This window comes from Knoellia remsis, from assembly GCF_003002895.1.
GTDB lineage: Bacteria > Actinomycetota > Actinomycetes > Actinomycetales > Dermatophilaceae > Knoellia > Knoellia remsis.
In genome coordinates this window covers 17268-34580 of the sequence record NZ_PVTI01000010.1, presented here as the reverse complement: position 1 = coordinate 34580, position 17313 = coordinate 17268, and the positions used below count along the sequence as shown (strand labels likewise).

General features: G+C 70.5%; 17 protein-coding genes. 4 read left to right on the top strand and 13 right to left on the bottom strand.

What is annotated here, in order from left to right; genetic code table 11:
* Positions 1-91: 91 nt before the first annotated feature.
* The 4 genes from BCF74_RS07585 (at position 92) to BCF74_RS07575 (ending at position 4169) form a co-directional block, all read left to right on the top strand.
* Positions 92-1030, top strand: coding sequence for an SAM-dependent methyltransferase (locus BCF74_RS07585; RefSeq protein WP_106297350.1), 939 nt, complete (start codon positions 92-94; stop codon positions 1028-1030).
* Between the two features lie 32 nt (positions 1031-1062).
* Positions 1063-2244 carry an NADH-quinone oxidoreductase subunit D gene (locus BCF74_RS07580; protein WP_106297349.1) on the top strand — a complete coding sequence of 394 codons (1182 nt, stop codon included), beginning with the start codon at positions 1063-1065 and terminating at the stop codon, positions 2242-2244.
* A 163-nt stretch (positions 2245-2407) separates the two neighbouring features.
* The gene (locus BCF74_RS17295; RefSeq protein ID WP_170070167.1) at positions 2408-3439 is read left to right on the top strand and encodes a hypothetical protein; all 1032 of its coding nucleotides are present in this window, start codon (positions 2408-2410) and stop codon (positions 3437-3439) included.
* Positions 3393-4169 carry a class F sortase gene (locus tag BCF74_RS07575; protein WP_170070166.1) on the top strand — a complete coding sequence of 259 codons (777 nt, stop codon included), beginning with the start codon at positions 3393-3395 and terminating at the stop codon, positions 4167-4169. Before BCF74_RS17295 ends, BCF74_RS07575 begins: the two co-directional genes overlap by 47 nt.
* A 43-nt stretch (positions 4170-4212) precedes the next feature.
* Here the strand turns inward: BCF74_RS07575 and BCF74_RS07570 are convergent, their stop codons facing one another.
* The 13 genes from BCF74_RS07570 to BCF74_RS07510 form a co-directional block, all read right to left on the bottom strand.
* Entirely contained in the window at positions 4213-4878 is a 666-nt protein-coding gene (locus BCF74_RS07570) for a vitamin K epoxide reductase family protein (protein ID WP_106297347.1), read from the bottom strand.
* Positions 4875-5579, bottom strand: a complete 705-nt coding sequence (locus tag BCF74_RS07565) for a DsbA family protein (RefSeq protein ID WP_106297346.1) — start codon at positions 5577-5579, stop codon at positions 4875-4877. The genes BCF74_RS07570 and BCF74_RS07565 overlap by 4 nt, the downstream gene beginning before the upstream one ends.
* A gap of 127 nt (positions 5580-5706) precedes the next feature.
* Positions 5707-5940 carry a plasmid mobilization protein gene (locus BCF74_RS07560; protein WP_106297430.1) on the bottom strand — a complete coding sequence of 78 codons (234 nt, stop codon included), beginning with the start codon at positions 5938-5940 and terminating at the stop codon, positions 5707-5709.
* Positions 5941-6061: 121 nt separating this feature from the next.
* The gene (locus tag BCF74_RS07555) at positions 6062-6532 is read right to left on the bottom strand and encodes a DUF3180 domain-containing protein (RefSeq protein ID WP_106297345.1); all 471 of its coding nucleotides are present in this window, start codon (positions 6530-6532) and stop codon (positions 6062-6064) included.
* Positions 6533-6536: 4 nt separating this feature from the next.
* On the bottom strand, positions 6537-7421 hold the full coding sequence (folK, locus tag BCF74_RS07550) for a 2-amino-4-hydroxy-6-hydroxymethyldihydropteridine diphosphokinase (protein ID WP_106297344.1): 885 nt from the start codon (positions 7419-7421) through the stop codon (positions 6537-6539).
* Complete coding sequence (gene folP, locus BCF74_RS07545) at positions 7418-8260, bottom strand: dihydropteroate synthase (RefSeq protein ID WP_106297429.1); 843 nt, start codon at positions 8258-8260, stop codon at positions 7418-7420. Before folP ends, folK begins: the two co-directional genes overlap by 4 nt.
* A gap of 90 nt (positions 8261-8350) precedes the next feature.
* Positions 8351-9001, bottom strand: coding sequence for a GTP cyclohydrolase I FolE (gene folE, locus BCF74_RS07540; RefSeq protein ID WP_106297343.1), 651 nt, complete (start codon positions 8999-9001; stop codon positions 8351-8353).
* Complete coding sequence (gene ftsH, locus BCF74_RS07535; protein ID WP_106297342.1) at positions 8991-11114, bottom strand: ATP-dependent zinc metalloprotease FtsH; 2124 nt, start codon at positions 11112-11114, stop codon at positions 8991-8993. The genes folE and ftsH overlap by 11 nt, the downstream gene beginning before the upstream one ends.
* A 276-nt stretch (positions 11115-11390) precedes the next feature.
* A complete protein-coding gene (locus BCF74_RS07530; protein ID WP_106297341.1) occupies positions 11391-12065 on the bottom strand; it encodes a GntR family transcriptional regulator in 675 nt (224 codons plus the stop codon).
* A complete protein-coding gene (gene ppsA, locus BCF74_RS07525) occupies positions 12062-14473 on the bottom strand; it encodes a phosphoenolpyruvate synthase (RefSeq protein ID WP_281257178.1) in 2412 nt (803 codons plus the stop codon). The genes BCF74_RS07530 and ppsA overlap by 4 nt, the downstream gene beginning before the upstream one ends.
* 14 nt (positions 14474-14487) lie before the next feature.
* Positions 14488-15327: a pyruvate, water dikinase regulatory protein gene (locus BCF74_RS07520; RefSeq protein WP_106297427.1), complete on the bottom strand. Its 840-nt coding sequence runs from the start codon at positions 15325-15327 to the stop codon at positions 14488-14490.
* A 95-nt stretch (positions 15328-15422) separates the two neighbouring features.
* The gene (locus tag BCF74_RS07515) at positions 15423-16349 is read right to left on the bottom strand and encodes a VOC family protein (RefSeq protein ID WP_106297340.1); all 927 of its coding nucleotides are present in this window, start codon (positions 16347-16349) and stop codon (positions 15423-15425) included.
* Positions 16346-17293 carry a fumarylacetoacetate hydrolase family protein gene (locus BCF74_RS07510; RefSeq protein ID WP_106297339.1) on the bottom strand — a complete coding sequence of 316 codons (948 nt, stop codon included), beginning with the start codon at positions 17291-17293 and terminating at the stop codon, positions 16346-16348. The genes BCF74_RS07515 and BCF74_RS07510 overlap by 4 nt, the downstream gene beginning before the upstream one ends.
* Between the last annotated feature and the right edge of the window lie 20 nt (positions 17294-17313).

The following is a 17313-nucleotide window of genomic DNA, read 5'->3' as shown; positions in this document are numbered from 1 at the left end:
TGTCCGGTGCTCTCCGGGATGTCCACGCTAGTCCGGCGCAGCCCCACGCGCCCGTCGAGCGCCTGCCTTGTCCGGTGGCGGACAAGGCAGGATGGAGCCGGTGAGGACGTGGCGGGAGGCGTGGCAGGACGCGCTCTACGGACCCGGCGGGTTCTACCGCCGGGGCGAGGGGCCGGCCGGGCACTTCACGACCTCGACCCACGGCCCGCTCGGCGTGGTCCTCGCTGAGGTCGTCGCGCGTCTCGCGGAGGAGGCGGGCGTGTGCCGGGTGGTCGACGTCGCGTGCGGGCGCGGCGAGCTGCTGGGCCACCTCCACGAGCAACGGCCCGACCTCGAGCTCCTCGGGGTCGACGTCGTCGACCGCCCGGCCCAGCTGGCCGCGGACATCGACTGGCTCCGCTCCCCCGGCGGTCCCGACCTCCCCGACGAGCTGCGCGACCTCGACGCCCTCGTCCTCGCCCACGAGTGGCTCGACGTCGTCCCGTGCACCGTCGCGCAGGTCGACGACCACGGCACGCTGCGGGAGGTCCTCGTCGACGACGACGGACACGAGCAGCTGGGCGACGAGGTCACCGGCGCCGACCGCAACTGGGCCGACGCGTGGTGGCCCGCAGCCACCCCGGGCGACCGAGTCGAGGTCGGCCGACAGCGCGACGATGCCTGGCGAAACCTCCTCTCCCGCAACCGAACCGGGGTCACCATCGCCGCGGACTACGGCCACACCAAGGTGAGCCGGCCTGCGCACGGCACGCTCACGGCATACCGACAAGGGATGGTGACCGACCCGCGACCGGACGGCACCACGGACCTCACCGCGCACGTCGCGATGGACTCACTCGGCGCTGACGAGGTCGTCACCCAGCGTGAACTCGTCCACCGTCTCGGCCTGGCCGCCGCGACACCCGACCATGCGCGCGCCACGACGGACCCGCTCGGCTACGTCGCCGACTTCAGCCGGGCGTCGACACTGCACGCCCTCACCGACGGCCGCGGCCTCGGCGGGTTCCACTGGGCGATCAACCGGCACTGACCACCCCGCCCTGACCCGGCATACTCGAACCCATGCCCGACCCGACCGAGACGACACCGCTCACGCAGAGCACCGTCACCGTCGGCGCGGGCGGGCTCGCCACGGCCGACATGGTCCTCAACATCGGCCCGCAGCACCCGGCGACCCACGGCGTCCTGCGACTGCGGCTCACCCTCGACGGCGAGCGCATCGTGGCTGCCGAGCCGATCATCGGCTACATGCACCGCGGCGCGGAGAAGCTCTTCGAGGTGCGCGACTACCGCCAGATCATCGTCCTGGCGAACCGCCACGACTGGCTCAGCGCCTTCGGCAACGAGCTCGGTGTCGTCCTCGCCGTCGAGGAGATGCTCGGCATGGAGGTGCCCGAGCGCGCGGTGTGGCTGCGCACGCTGCTCGCCGAGCTCAACCGGGTCCTCAACCACCTCATGTTCCTCGGCTCCTACCCGCTCGAGCTCGGCGCGATCACGCCGGTCTTCTATGCGTTCCGCGAGCGCGAGGAGCTCCAGGCGGTCATGGAGGAGGCGTCGGGCGGGCGGATGCACTACATGTTCAACCGCGTCGGCGGCCTCAAGGAGGACGTGCCCGCGGGCTGGCTCGGCCGCGTCGACGATGCCGTGCAGGCGGTGCGGCGGCGGCTGCCGGACCTCGAGTCGATGATCGTCGGCAACGAGATCCTCGCCGGCCGCACCCGCGGGGTGGGCGTTCTCGACGAGGCGACCGTGCAGGCATACGGCGTCTCCGGTCCGATCGCGCGCGCCTCCGGACTCGACGTGGACCTGCGGCGCGACGCGCCGTACCTCGCGTATGCCGGCCTGTTCGGTCCCGGGGGGCCCGGCCGGGTCGTGACCCGCACCGAGGGCGACTGTCTCGCCCGCCTCGAGGTGCTGCTCGAGCAGGTGCACGTCAGCCTCGACCTCGTCGAGCACTGCCTGTCGGTGCTGGGGTCGATGACGCCGGGGCCGGTGAACCAGCGCCTGCCCAAGGTGCTCAAGGTGCCCGAGGGCGAGACCTATGTCGCGACGGAGAACCCGCTGGGGTTCAACGGCTACTTCCTCGTCTCGCGCGGCGAGAAGACGCCGTGGCGGCTCAAGCTGCGGTCGGCGTCGTTCAACAACGTCCAGGTGCTCACCGAGCTGCTGCCCGGAACGCTCGTCTCGGACATGGTCGCGATCCTCGGGTCGATGTTCTTCGTCGTCGGCGACATCGACAAGTAGACGCCTCGGTCCGCGTCCCCGCAGGTCAGCGCCCTGTGCTCGTCGAGCGAGACGCGTGTCACGAAGTTACCTCGGGGTATGGCGCGCCGGCCCGCGGCGCGCTAGATTCCGCGGGTAGCCCGATTCTCCTCCGGCTCCTGCCACCCCTGAAAGCGTGACGTCAATGTCGACTTCCTTCGCCCGTCGTGTCTGCCTCGGCGCCCTCGCCGTCTCCGTCGTCGCGGTCGGTTCCGCAGCTCCCGCCCAGGCCGAGAGCACCCAGCTGAAGTACACCTGCGACGTCTTCTCCCTCAAGGTTGCCGGCGTGGGCCTCAGCGACCTGCTCGGTCAGCTTCCGTTGGACGCGGGTTCTGCAGAAGATGCCCTCGAGCAGCTCCGCAAGGCAGCCGAGAACGCAACGCCAGCCCCGACAAGTGCGCCGACCAGCGCCGCGCCCTCGGGTGATGCGACCCCGGATGCCACAGCGACGGGTCCACTCGATGCCATAACCGAGCAGCTTCCGGGCGGGTCCGCCGCACCAACCGACACCCCCGGCACGACGTCGAGCGCCGCCACGGATCCGATCACGCCGATCCTTGATCAGCTCGGTGCCAACCTGCCGATCACCGCAGTCTTCGACAGCGCCATCGCCGACGGGGCGACCGCCCCGGCGAACTCCGAGGTCACCCTCGACCCGGTCACGGCCAAGATCTTCCTCACCCCGCAGATCAACGACCAGATTCCCGATGCCGTCTTCCCCGTGGCCATCGGCGGGCTCGACCTCTACGGCGGCGTGCCCGAGACCGACCAGGAGATCAACGCCGCCATCGACTTCGACTCGTTCGGCGAGGACGGCGGTGGCGTCATCGTCTCCGGCAAGGGCGAGGCCGACGAAGCCCTCGAGGTTGGTGGGCCGGGAACCTATTCCTACGAGGCCGGTGACCTCACGCTCTACGCGATCAACGAGGACGACAATCTGGCCATCGGCATCGACTGCGCGCTGAACGACGGACAGGACGCGACGATCGACACCGTCCGCGTCGTCGGTGCGGCCGGCAGCGGCAGCGGCCCGGTCCGTCCCGTCGTCGTCCAGACCGACGCCGCCCAGCCGACGACGCCGTCCGCGCTGCCCTACGCCGCGGTGGCGTTCGGCGCGACCCTCGTCATCGGTGGAGCGGCGGGCATGGCTCGTCGCCGCAGTGCAGCTCGTCGCTGACCTCCGCAGGGAGCTTCGACGCCTGACGTCGAACCCCCGTGATGCCGCGCTGCTCGCGACGGTCGCCGTCTGCGCGGTGCTGCTCGTCGCCGGTCTGCTCTTCGGCAGCTTCACCAACCCCCAGGACGCCCAGGCTTCCGGCGCGACGACCGCCGGACCCTCCGCATCCTCGGCGAAGGCCAAGCCGCCAGCGGGCACCGCCGCCGGGAAGTCCCGCGGCAGCGCCAAGCCGCCGACCTTCGGAGCGCCCACGCGCAGCCCGAGCGGCAAACCGAACCGGGTGGTCGTCGTCAGCGGAAACCGCACCCTCGTCGACGCCAAGCTCATCCCGAGCAGGCTCGACGACAAGGGCGTGCTCGCTCCCCCGTTCGGCGTCGCCGGCTGGTACGCCGAGGCAGGCTGGGCCAAGCCCGGCTGGCCGGGCGCGGCGATCCTCGCCGGCCACATCAACCGCCGCAATAACGGCAACATCACCCTCGACACGTTCGGCAAGCTCACGTCCGTGCGCACCGGAGACCGCGTCACTGTCGTCTACAGCAGCGGTGAGAACGCCGCCTTCACGGTGACGAAGTCCAAGGCGCTCTCCAAGAAGGCCGTCCCCCAGGACGACTCGATCTGGGACGCCGACAACCCGAACCCCGTCCTCCGCCTCATCACCTGCGACCCGACGACACCGATCCAGGGCGGGCACTACAAGGGCAACTGGGTCGTCTGGGCCGACCCCGTCTGACGTCCCCAAGCGTCCAATTGGGTGACTTCGGGACGGAGCCGGGTCACCAGCCGCTGGCGACCGCCACGGAGAGCACACCGATCGTGACCAGCCAGATCGCCGCGACGCCGGCGGGCACGACCACGCCCGCGGGCACGGCCCGCGCCAGGCCCGCTCCGAAGCGCCCGGCCACGGCGTTGGCGGCCGTGACGAAGCAGAACGCGATGATCGTGACGACCCAGACGACGACGCAGTAGGGGCAGATCGCCCGGATCGAGAAGAGCGTCTGCGTCATCAGCCAGGTGACGAAGACGACCCCGAAGGTCACCCCCGCCTGGAGCCCGAGCCAGAACCACCCCGGCAGCTCTCGCCCAGCGCCGGTGAGCAGCACCACGCCGACCGTCACCACCACGGCGAACCCCGCCAGCCCGAGCAACGGGTTCGGGAACCCGAAGACCGTCGCCTGATCGGACTGCATGACGGCCGTGCAGTTGACCGCCTCGCTGAGCGAGCACGACGGGACGTAGAACGGGTTGGTGAGCAGCCGCAGCTTCTCGACCATGAGGACGAACGCGGCGACGAGACCGACGGATCCGCATACGGTCAACACCCACCCGAGAAGCCGCTGACCGGGGACGGTCCCGGCCGCCGTGCCCGACGACGCCGGCTCCGGGACCGTGTCCGGGACCGACCCGGCGTCCCCCGCGGCCTTCGGCGAGACGGTCGTCACTGTGCGAGCGCCTTGTCGATGGCGGCGACGAGGTCCTGGCCGGACTTCGGCTCCAGCTTCTTGCCGTTGAGGAAGAGCGTCGGCGTGCCCTGCACTCCGAGTGCCTTGCCCTCGGCGACGTCCTTGGCGATGCGGTCGAGGGTCTGCTGCGAGGTGTACGCCTTGTCGTAGGCCTTCATGTCGAGCCCGATCTCCTCGGCGTAGCTGCGGAAGAGGTCGTCCTTGGGCTCCTGCTGCTCGGCCCACTGCTTCTGGGTGTCGTACATCTTCTTGTACATCGCCTCGACCTCACCCTGCTGGGCGGCGGCCTCGACGGCGCGCGCGGCCCGCTCGGCGTTGAAGTGCGACGTGATCGGGAAGTAGCGGATGCCGAAGGTCACCTTGCCGTCGTACTTCGTCCGCAGCTCCTCCATGAGCGGGTAGAGAGCGCCGCACGCCTCGCACTCGAAGTCGAGGAACTCGACGAGGTTGACCTTGTCGTTCGGCGCGGTGCTCAGGCGATAGGTGTCGGGCCGCAGCGCCTGCGGGTCGGCCGGCGCGGGCGCAGTCGGGATCGTGACGTTCTCGCCGTTGCCGCCCTTCGCGGCGGCGTCGGCGCCGTCGTCGCCCGAGCCGGGCCGCAGCAGAACCACACCGACGACGAGAGCGGCGATCGCGATGACGCTGGTGAGGATGGCGGTGATCTTGACGTTGCGGTTCACGAGTGGTCTTCTCCGTCAGAGGTTCCGGTATGCCGTCCGCGCGCCGTGCGCCGACGCCTCACCTTCTCGTGCCCGCCCGACAGGGAGCCGGGAGAACCCTGAACGTTCCCTGCGCGCGAGGGCAGGGTCAGGCGGGGCGATCAAGCTCGTGCTCCACCGCCCGGCGAATCCACGCCGATACGGACCGGTCGTCCGCCTCGGCCCTTCGCTTGATGGCGTCGAGCTGTTCGGGGGTGAACCGCACCGGGATCGGAGAGCTCAACCCCTTCCCGCGGCGCCGCGGCTGACCCTGCGGCTCCTGATTCTCGGGTCGGGAGTAGAAGGCGTACTCCTCGTCCGGTGTCAGCTTCTCAGTACTCATCTCCATCCCTCCGGTAGGTACTCATCTCGGTCCCTCCGGTAGGTGGACGCGAGGCCTCGAACGGCTCGGAGCCGAGCAGATCAGGGTCGAGGCGGTTCACCCCTTAGCGTATACCAAACGACTACACGTTGCTGTCGTCGTCGGTGGGTGGGTCGACGCGGCACCAGCGCTGGGCCACGAGACCGGCGCCGACAAGGACCACGGCCGAGGCCACGAGGACCGCAAGTCGCCACGAACGGTCGTGGTTCGCGACGAGGGAGGTGTCGGACAACGCGACGGCGAGCTGGCCGGCATACCAGCCGGCGGCGGCCGACCCGGTGAGGACGGCCGCCTGCGCGAGGACGACGACGCGAGCGGCGCGCAGCGGGTCGAGGCGTCGGGTCGAAGTGCCGCGTAGGTAGGCGCGCACCGGCCACGCGAACCCGGCGACGAACGCCGCCATCGCGACGAGCAGGATCGCGGCGAGCCACGACGGTCGTGGGACGAGCGTGCCGCCGCGGGTGACGAAGTGCCACAGCACCCATGACGCGCCGCCGACGACGAGGGCGACGAGCAGGGCGACGCGCGGCCGGACACCGGGCCCGCTCACCATGACGTCACCACCCGTCCTCGAGCAGGTCGACGTCCGGGCCGAGCGCCACGCCTTCGCGGCTGACCTCGGCGACGAGGTCGGCGACGCGGCGGACCGTGCCGTCGACGCGCAGGGTCGCCTCGGGGTCGGCGTCGGCCCACGGCACGAGGACGAACGCGCGCTCGTGCGCCCGCGGGTGCGGCAGGGTGAGGGCCTCGGTCGAGAGGCGGACGTCGGTGTCGAAGACGGGGTCGCCGTACTGGATGAGGTCGAGGTCGAGCGTGCGCGGACCCCAGCGCTCCTTGCGCTCGCGGCCGTGGTCGAGCTCGATGTCCTGCAGCGTGCGCAGCAGGTGCTGCGGCGAGAGGGAGGTCGTGCCGGTGACGACGGCGTTGAGGTAGGTGCCCTGGGCCGGGCCGCCGACGGGTGTCGTCTCGTAGACGCGCGAGGCGGACTTGAGGTCGAGCGCGAGCCACAGGGCACTCACGGCGGTCTGGATCGTCTCGAGCGACTCGCCGAGGTTGGAGCCGATGGCGACGACGACGGGGGTGTCGCGGGCCCGCTCGACGGTGACGGCGACGTCGGTGAACGGGTGGCCGACCGGCGCTTGGGGCTTGTGCACCGTGACCTCGACGTACTCGACGAGCGGGCGGGTGAGGACCTTGGCCGCGATCCGGTCGCCGAGCGCCTCGATGAGGTCGAGCGGCTCGCCCTCGATGAGTTCGACGATGTCGCCCGCGACCTCGGCGTAGTTGACCGTGTCGGTGAGGTCGTCGCTCGTGCCGGCGGGAGCGAGGTCCACCTGCATGACGACGTCGACGACGAAGGTCTGCCCGTCGCGCTTCTCGAAGTCGAGGACGCCGTGGTGGCCCGTGGCCGAGACGCCCTTGAGGGTGATGCGGTCGCTCACTGCTGCTCGTGCTCCTTGTCGTGCTTCTCGACAGTTAGGTCGCGGTCCGCATCGCGGAGGGCGTCGGCGACGGCGAGCGCCTCCATCGTCGACGGCACGTCGTGGACGCGCACGGCCCACGCCCCGGCCCGCGCGGCATGGAACGACGTCACCGCGGTGAGCAGGTCCCGCTCGACCGGGGGCCGCAGCTCGTCACCCTCAGCGCGACCGACGCGGCCGAGGAACGTCTTGCGCGACGTGCCGACGAGCACCGGCAGCCCGAGCGCGACGACCTCGTCGAGGCGGGCGAGCAGCTGCCAGTTGTGCTCGGCCGTCTTGGCGAACCCGAAGCCCGGGTCGAGGATCAACTGCGCGTCGCGAACTCCATTCTCCCGCAACGCCTCCACCCGCTCCCGCAGCTCGACGCAGACCTCGGTGACGACGTCGCCGTAGACCGCGCGCGACTGCATGTCGACGCTGTGCCCGCGCCAGTGCATGACGATGAACGGTATGCCGGCCTGCGCGACGAGCGGTGCCATCTCACCGTCCGCGAGGCCCCCGCTGACGTCGTTGACGAGCGCGGCACCGGCCTCGAGCGCAGCGGCCGCGACCGAGGCGCGCATCGTGTCGATGGAGACGACCGCGCCCTCGGCAGCGAGCGCGCGCACGACGGGCACGACGCGGCGCAGCTCCTCCTCGACCGGCGGACGCTCGGCACCGGGCCTGGTGGACTCGCCGCCGACGTCGACGAGGTGGGCCCCGGCGGCGACGAGGTCACGCCCGTGCGTGATCGCCGCCTCCGGCTCGAACCACTCGCCACCGTCGCTGAACGAGTCCGGCGTGACATTGACGACGCCCATGACGAGTGGGCGACCGGTGTGACCGCCGCCGACCGGAAGTCGCTCGATGAGGTGCGTCACCGCGGGGCGCTCACGATGGTTGCGAGCCGCTCACCGCTTGCCGCCGAGCAGCAGCGACATCGCCTCTGCCCGGGTGGCGGGGTTGCGCAGCTGGCCGCGGACGGCCGAGGTGATCGTGCGGGAGCCGGGCTTGTGGACCCCACGCATGGACATGCAGAGGTGCTCGGCCTCGACGACGACAATGACGCCCTGGACGCCGAGGTGCTCCACGAGCGCGTCGGCGACCTGGGTGGTGATGCGCTCCTGCACCTGCGGGCGGCGGGCGAAGACGTCGACGAGGCGGGCGAGCTTCGACAGACCGGTCACGGTGCCGTCGGTCGCGGGGATGTAGCCGACGTGGGCGACGCCGTGGAAGGGCAGCAGGTGGTGCTCGCACGTCGAGAAGATCTCGATGTCGCGCACGATGATGAGCTCTTCGTGGTCGATGGAGAACCGCGCGGACAGGACGTCCTCCGGGGACTGCGACAGGCCGGCATACAGCTGGGTCGCGGCGCGCGCGACGCGGTCCGGGGTGTCGCGCAGACCCTCGCGGTCGGGGTCCTCACCGATCGCGATGAGGTACTCGCGCACCGCGGCGGCGGCCCGCTCGTGGTCGACGACCCGTGCGGGGAGCGAGTCGGCCTCCTTGGGGAGGACGCCGTCGAAGGTGCGCCCGTCGACTGCGGCGCCGTCAGTTGCCATCGGGGTCGACCCGTCCGCCCTCGGGCACCTCGATGACCTCGGTCGGCGGGTGCTCCTCGTCGACCTCGGCCAGCGGGCTGGCGCCGTCGGTCGCGGCCTTGTCGATCGCGGCGGTCGTGGCCGGGTCGCCCTCGTTGACGTGGGCGCCAGCCGGCGCACCCGACGGGTCGTGCCCGTTCAGGGCGGCCTGCTCGGCCGGGGTGAGGACCGGCGGCTTGTCGCTGATGCCGCGGTGCTCGCTGGAGAGCCACGTCGGGCGCAGCGGCCGCTTGATGATGTCGGCGAAGATCTCCTCGAGTTCCTTGGCGTTGAGGGTCTCCTTCTCGAGCAGCTCGAGGACGAGCCGGTCGAGGATCTGGCGGTTGTCGTTGATGACGTGCCACGCCTCGTCGTGGGCGGCCTCGATGAGCTTGCGGACCTCGTCGTCGACGAGCCCGGCGATGTGCTCGGAGTAGTCGCGCTGGTGGCCCATGTCGCGGCCGAGGAAGACCTCGCCCTGGCTCTGGCCGAGCTTGATGGCACCGACCCGCTCGCTCATGCCGTACTCGGTGACCATCTTGCGGGCCATGCCGGTGGCCTTCTCGATGTCGTTGGCGGCGCCGGTCGTCGGGTCGTGGAAAATGATCTCCTCCGCGACGCGGCCGCCGAGGGCGTAGGCGAGCTGGTCGAGGATCTCGTTGCGCGTCGTCGAGTACTTGTCGTCGAGCGGCATGACCATCGTGTAGCCGAGCGCGCGACCACGCGGGAGGATCGTCACCTTGGTGACGGGGTCGGTGTGGTTCATCGCGGCGGCGACGAGGGCGTGACCGCCTTCGTGGTATGCCGTGATCTTGCGTTCCTTGGCCGACATGATGCGGGTGCGCTTCTGCGGGCCGGCGATGACGCGGTCGATGGCCTCGTCGAGGGTGGCGTCGTCGATGAGCTTCTTGTCGCTGCGCGCGGTGAGCAGGGCGGCCTCGTTGAGGACGTTCGCGAGGTCGGCACCGGTGAAGCCCGGCGTGCGGCGGGCGACGGCGAGCAGGTCGACGCCGGCAGCCATCGGCTTGCCCTGGGCGTGCACCTCGAGGATGCGGTGGCGGCCGAGCATGTCGGGGGCCTCGACGGCGATCTGCCGGTCGAAGCGGCCGGGCCGGAGGAGGGCCGGGTCGAGGATGTCGGGGCGGTTGGTCGCCGCGATGAGGATGACGTTGGTCTTGACGTCGAAGCCGTCCATCTCGACGAGGAGCTGGTTGAGCGTCTGCTCGCGCTCGTCGTGGCCACCGCCGAGGCCGGCGCCGCGGTGACGGCCGACGGCGTCGATCTCGTCGACGAAGACGATGGCCGGCGCGTTGGCCTTGGCCTGCTCGAAGAGGTCACGGACACGCGAGGCGCCGACACCGACGAACATCTCGACGAAGTCCGAGCCGGAGATCGAGTAGAACGGCACGCCCGCCTCCCCGGCCACAGCACGGGCGAGCAGGGTCTTGCCGGTACCGGGCGGGCCATACAGCAGGACGCCCTTGGGGATCTTGGCGCCGACGGCGAGGAACTTCGCCGGGTCGGAGAGGAACTCCTTGATCTCGTGCAGCTCCTGGACGGCCTCGTCGGCGCCGGCGACGTCGGCGAAGGTGACCTTGGGGGTGTCCTTGCTCGCGAGCTTGGCGCGGGACTTGCCGAACTGCATGACGCGCGAGCCGCCGCCCTGGGCCTGGCTCATCATGAACCAGAAGAGGCCGACGAGCAGCAGGATCGGGAAGATGCTGATGAAGAGGGTCCAGAACGGGTTCTGGGTCTCGCGCTTGTCGTTGTAGCCGTCGGTCGGCGGGTTCTCGTCGACGAGCTGCACGAGCTGCTCGGCGCGGGCGTCGACGAACTCGGCGCGCACCTTGTCGGCGCCCTTGACGCCCGCCTGCTCGTCGCTGAACGTCTGCCCGTCCTTGAGGTCGAGGTTGAGGACGTTGTCGCTCGTGAACTCGGCCTTGGCGACTTTTTTGTCGGTGATCAGCTTCTCCGCCTTGGCGGTGTCGATCGTCGCGTAGCCGCCGTCGCCCCCGAACGAGAACATGACGACGGTGATCGCGATGACCGCGAGGACCCAGAACAGTGGGGTCTTGAAAACGCGCTTGGCATCCATGAATGTGAAGGGGGCGGGAGCCCCACGTCCTCCTGATCAACGAGCTCAACTACGGGTACGCTCGCGCGCCCCGAGTGCACAGGGACACGCTACCCGTCGCTGGAGGTCAGGTGCGGGCCGCGTCTGAGTGGCTCAACGAGCGTCGTATGCCGTGTGTTCCGTATGCCGTCCGCTCGCCTCGCGTGGTGACGCCCTCCGGCACACAACGGCTCGCGAGCCGGGCCGTCGCTCGCAAGCCGTTCCGGCTCGCGAGGCACACGGTGGCTCGCGAGCCGCCTAGTGCGATGGGAGGCTGGCGGCGAGGATGTCGGTGGTGTGCTGAAAGTGGGCGCGCAGGGCCTCGGTGGCCGCGTCGGCGTCGCGGGCCAGCGTGGCCTCGGCGATGGCGCGGTGCTCGGCGGCGACGTCACGGTCCGGCTCACCCCGCTGCGACCAGCGGCGGTAGAGCGAGGCCGCGTCGCGCAGGGCGCACGTGATGCCGAGGAGCCGCGGCCGCTCGCACCCCGCGAGCAGGGCCTCGTGGAAGGCGGTGTGCGCCTCCTCCCACTCGTCCGAGATCCGCACGGGCAGATCGGTGGTGAGCATCGGCGTGCGATCCAGCCGGTGCAGCGCCGCGACGAGGGCGGACTCCCACTCGACGCCGCCACACGCGATGGCCTCGCGCAGGGCCAGGGTCTCGAGGTCGATCCGGGTCGCCGTGAGGTCGCGCAGGTCGTCGAGCGAGACCGTCATCACCGAGAACCCGACGTTGGGCTCAGAAGTGACGAGACCCTGCTCGGCAAGCCGGGACAGGGCTTCGCGCATGACGCTCGCGCTCGCGCCGAACCGCTCGCACAGCGGCGCGAACTTCAGCCGCTCCCCCGGCTCGTAGGTCCCGGCGAGCACCTCGGCACGCAGTCGCGCGTGGACGTCGTCGGTGTTCGCCCGGGCACGGCGGGTCTGGGTCGTCACGAAGCCCCCGCGCTCGCATCGGCGTGCTTGGCCAGCGACAGCCAGGTCTCAACGACGGTGTCGGGGTTGAGCGACATCGTCTCGATGCCCTGGTCCATGAGCCACTCCGCGAGGTCGGGGTGGTCCGACGGTCCTTGGCCGCAGATCCCGACGTACTTTCCGCGGGACAGGCACGCCTCGATCGCCATCGACAGCATCCGCTTGACCGCGGGGTCGCGCTCGTCGAACTTGTCCGCCACGAGCGACGAGTCGCGGTCGAGCCCGAGCGTGAGCTGGGTGAGGTCGTTGGACCCGATGGAGAACCCGTCGAAGTGCTCGAGGAAGTCGCCGGCATTGACGGCGTTCGACGGCACCTCGCACATCATGACGACCTGCAGGTCGTTCTCCCCGCGCACCAGCCCGTGTGACGCGAGCAGGTCGATGACTCCCTGCGCCTCCGACAGCGTCCGCACGAACGGGATCATGATCTTGACGTTCGTCAGGCCCATCTCGTCGCGCACGTACTTCAGCGCCTCGCACTCCATCGCGAAGCACTCGGCGAACTCCGGCGACAGGTACCGCGACGCACCGCGGTAGCCGATCATCGGGTTCTCCTCGTCCGGCTCGTAGTGCGCCCCGCCGAGCATTCCGGCGTACTCGTTGCTCTTGAAGTCCGACATCCGCACGATGACCGGCTCCGGCGCGAACGCCGCCGCGAGCATCGAGACACCCTCGGCGACGCGCTGCACGAAGAACTCGCGCGGGCCGGCATACGCCTCGATGAGCGACTCGATCTCGGCGCGCAGCTCGGGCTCCTGGTCGTCGAGCTCGAGCAGCGCCCGCGGGTGGATCCCGATCTGCCGGTTGATGATGAACTCGAGCCGCGCCAGCCCGATCCCGGCGTTGGGGAGGCGCGAGAACTCGAACGCCTGGTCGGGCGTGCCGACGTTCATCATGATCTTCACCGGGATGTCCGGCATGTCGTCGAGGTTCGTCTCGGTGATCGTGAAGTCTCGTATGCCGTCGTAGACGTAGCCGGTGTCGCCCTCGGCGCACGAGACGGTCACCTCCTGCCCCTCGGTGAGGTCGCGGGTCGCCGAGCCGGTGCCGACGACGGCGGGGATGCCGAGCTCGCGGGAGATGATCGCGGCGTGCGCGGTGCGGCCGCCGCGGTTGGTGACGATGGCACTGGCGCGCTTCATGATCGGCTCCCAGTCGGGGTCGGTCATGTCGGCGACGAGGACGTCACCGGCCTCGAAGTCGTGCATCTCCTCGGCGGAGCGCAGGATCCGGACGCGACCGGCGCCGATCTTCTGGCCGATGGCGCGGCCCTCGACGACGACGGCGGACTCGTCGCGCTTGCCGTCCATGCGGAACCGCTGCAGCGTCGAGCCGGTCTCGCGCGACTTCACGGTCTCGGGGCGCGCCTGGAGGACATAGAGCCGCCCGTCGACGCCGTCCTTGCCCCACTCGATGTCCATCGGGCGGCCGTAGTGCTCCTCGATCTTCAGCGCGTGCTGCGCGAGCTCGGTGACCTCCGCGTCGGTGAGGCTGAGCTTGCCGCGCTCGGCCTCGTCGACGTCGACGAACTCCGTCGTGCGGCCGACCTCGGCGTCGTCGGTGTAGACCATCTTCGTGGCCTTGCCGCCGACGCCGCGCTTGAGGATCGCCGGGCGGCCGGCGCGCAGAGCGGGCTTGTGGACATAGAACTCGTCGGGGTTGACCGCGCCCTGGACGACCGCCTCGCCGAGCCCGTAGCTGCTCGTGACGAAGACGGCGTCGGGGAAGCCGGACTCGGTGTCGATCGTGAACATCACGCCTGAGGCGCCGATGTCGGAGCGCACCATCCGCTGCACCCCCGCCGACAGCGCGACGGCCTCATGGTCGAAGTTGCTGTGCACGCGGTAGGAGATGGCGCGGTCGTTGTAGAGCGAGGCGAACACGAGCCGGATCGCGTGCAGCACCGCGTCGATGCCGCGCACGTTGAGGAAGGTCTCCTGCTGGCCAGCGAAGGACGCGTCCGGCAGGTCCTCGGCGGTCGCGCTGGAGCGGACCGCGAAGCTCGCCTCGTCGCCCTGCTCACCGACGAGCGTCTCGTATGCCGCGCGGATGTCGGCTTCGAGGTCGGCGGGGAACGGCTGCTCCTCGACGGCCCGACGGATCTCGGACCCGGCCTGCGCCAGCGCCCGGGTGTCATCGACGTCGAGGGCGCCGAGGATGCCGTTGATCCGGTCTGCGAGGCCCTCGTGCGCGAGGAAGCGGCGGTAGGCCTCGGCCGTCGTCGCGAACCCGTCCGGCACCCGCACCCCACTCTGCGCGAGGTTGCTCACCATCTCGCCGAGCGAGGCGTTCTTGCCGCCGACACGCTCGACATCACCCATGCCGAGGTCCTTGAACCAGGCGACGTTCTCAGATCCGTTGGTGCTCAAGGCTTTTCCTTTGTTCAGCTCGACAGACGGGACAGGTGGGCGCTCTGCATGATGACGGCGGCCATCTCCTCCACCGACATCTTCGCGGAGTTGATCGACGGGATCCGGTGCGCGCGATACAGCGCCTCGGCCCGCCGCAGCTCGTAGCTGCACTGCGCGAGGCTCGCGTAGCGCGACCCGGGCCGGCGCTCGCCGCGCACCTGGCTCAGCCGGGCGGCGGTCGACAGGAGCCCGAAGCAGCGGTCGGACAGCTCGCGGATCGGACGCGGCAGCTCCGCCGTCTCGAAGTCCTCCTCGACGAGCGGGTAGTTCGCCACCTTGAGGCCGTGCTGGAGCGCGAGGTACATCGACGTCGGCGTCTTCCCGCAGCGCGACGGCGCGACGAGGATGAGGTCGGCCCCCTCGAGGTTGCGCAGGCTCGCCCCGTCGTCGTGCTCCATCGCGTACTCGATCGCCTTCATCCGGGCGTCATAGCGGCTGGTGTCCCCGACTCCGTGCAGCGAGTCCGTGCCGCCATGGGTGGCGTTGACGTGCAGCACCCGCTCGACGTCGTCGAGCGGCGGGCCGAAGAGGTCGATGACGGCACACGTCGTGCGCAACAGCTCCTTGCGCAGCTCCTCGTCGGACACGGTGGAGAAGACGAGCGGCGTCACCTCGTCGGTGTGCGCTGCGTCGATCTCAGCGACGACCCGACGCATGTGCTCGACCGTCTTGATGAACGGGATCTTGCGCCGCGAGAACGTCAGCGACGGGAACTGCTGGAGCATGAGGTTGCCCAGCGTCTCGGCCGAGATGCCCGTACCGCCGGCCACGAAGAAGACGGGAGTCACGCCGCCTTCGGGAGCGGACGGCATGCCGGCACCGCCGCTCCCGGCGGGAGCGGACGGCATACGGTCCTCGCCCGCAGACTCCTCGCGCTCCGTCGACACAGTCGTGAGCCTAGGACCTCTCACGCCGAGCTGTGCGCCCCGGTCATGAGTCCGGCGAGGTCCTCGGGCGAGAGGAAGGACGGCGGGGGCGGCGGGCCCCAGTTGAACAGGCCCTGGGCACCCTCGAGCACCTCCGGCTCCCAGATCTCGTCCTCGGGGATGGTGTCCATGTCCGAGAAGTACTCCGAGAAGTTGCCGGCCGGGTCCTTGAGGTACCAGAAGAAGTTCGAGCCGGCGTGGTGACGGCCGAGGCCCCAGACGTGCCGCTCCGGGTTGCCCTCGAGCATCGAGAACGCGCCCCGCCCGACGTCGTCGATGTCGTTGACCTGCCAGCTGGTGTGGTGCAGGTAGTTCACCGGTGACTGCAGCGCGAGGAAGTTGTGGTGGTCGGTGGAGCAGCGCAGGAACGCGCCCTTGTCACCGATGTGGTCCGAGACCTTGAACCCGAGCCCCTCGACGAAGAACCGCATCGTCGCCGTGAGGTCCGTCGTGCCGGCAACTGCGTGACCCAGCCGACGCGGTCGCACCGGGGTGTCGCGCAGTATGCCGGGGGCACGCCCGTGCCGGTCGATCCGTCCCGGGCCGTTGTAGGGGGTTGCCGGTTCGGGGTCCTGGGTGATGCGCGGACGGACGGTGACGCGCACGTCGAAGCCGCCGACGGGCTCGGTGGCGGTGAGCGTGGCGCCGTCGGCGTCGAGGTTCGGGGTGACGCCGATGGCCTTGAGGGAGAGGGCGATCCGAGCCAGGTCGTCGGCGTCGTCCGCCATGACGCCGAGCTCGACGAGCCGGCGGCGCGGGGCCGAGACGACGCGCAGCTGCTCGCCGCCGTCAAGGGTCGAGAAGCCGCCGTCGGCGCCCTGGGTCAGGCCGAAGTCGGTGTAGTAGGCCTGCGTCTCGGCGACGTTGGGGACGCCCATGACGACGTGGCTCAGTCCGTGCAGGCTCATGACTGGCCTCCTTCCGAGCCGTCCGCGCTGGTCGCGGCGCTGGTCGCGGCGTTGGTCGCGGTGCTGGTCGCGCCCTGCGCGACGAACTCCTGGCGGAGCTCGCCGATGCCTTCGGCCCGGCTCACGAGGACCTGGCCGGGCTGGATGAACCTCTGGGGCTTGCGGCCGAGGCCGACGCCCTCCGGGGTGCCGGTGAAGAGCAGGTCGCCGGGGTAGAGGGTGATGACCTTGGACAGCTCGGCGACGAGGCGCGCGACGGGGACGATGAGGTTGCTCGTGGAACCCTCCTGGACGACCTCGCCGTCGAGCGTGGCCGTGAGGGAGACGTTGTCGCGGTCGGCGAGCTCGTCGGTCGTGACGAGCCACGGCCCGGTCGGGGCGAAACCGGGGTAGGACTTGCCGAGGCCGAACTGCGGCGCCGGGCCGGCGAGCTGGATGACCCGTTCGGAGAGGTCCTGTCCGAGGGTGAGGCCGGCAACGTGGTCCCAGGCCTCGTCCTCGGTGACGTTGCTCGTCTCGCGACCGATGACGGCGACGAGCTCGACCTCCCAGTCGGTGTTGCCGCCCTCGGGCAGCGTCACCGTCGTCACCGGGCCGGTGAGGCTCGAGACGAACTTCGGGAAGACGGGTGGCAGCCCGCTCGGGGCGTCGAACCCGGACTCGTCGGCGTGGGCCTGGTAGTTGAGGCCGATCGCGACGATCTGTCGCGGGCTCGGTGACGGGGCGCCGAGGCGGGCCGGGTCGACCGGCTCCGACTCGGCGTCGGCGATCGACTGGGCCGCGGAGGCGACCCACGCCGCGAAGGCCGGCCACGCGGCATACACGCTCTCGAGCTCGGGGCCGAAGCGGCCGTCGCTCACCTTGTGGACGTCGACTGCGGCGGTGGGGTCGGAGCCGTCAGGGCTGATGAGGACGGCGCGGCCGTCGAGGTTGGCGAGTCTCATGGTGCTCTCCCTGTCGTGTG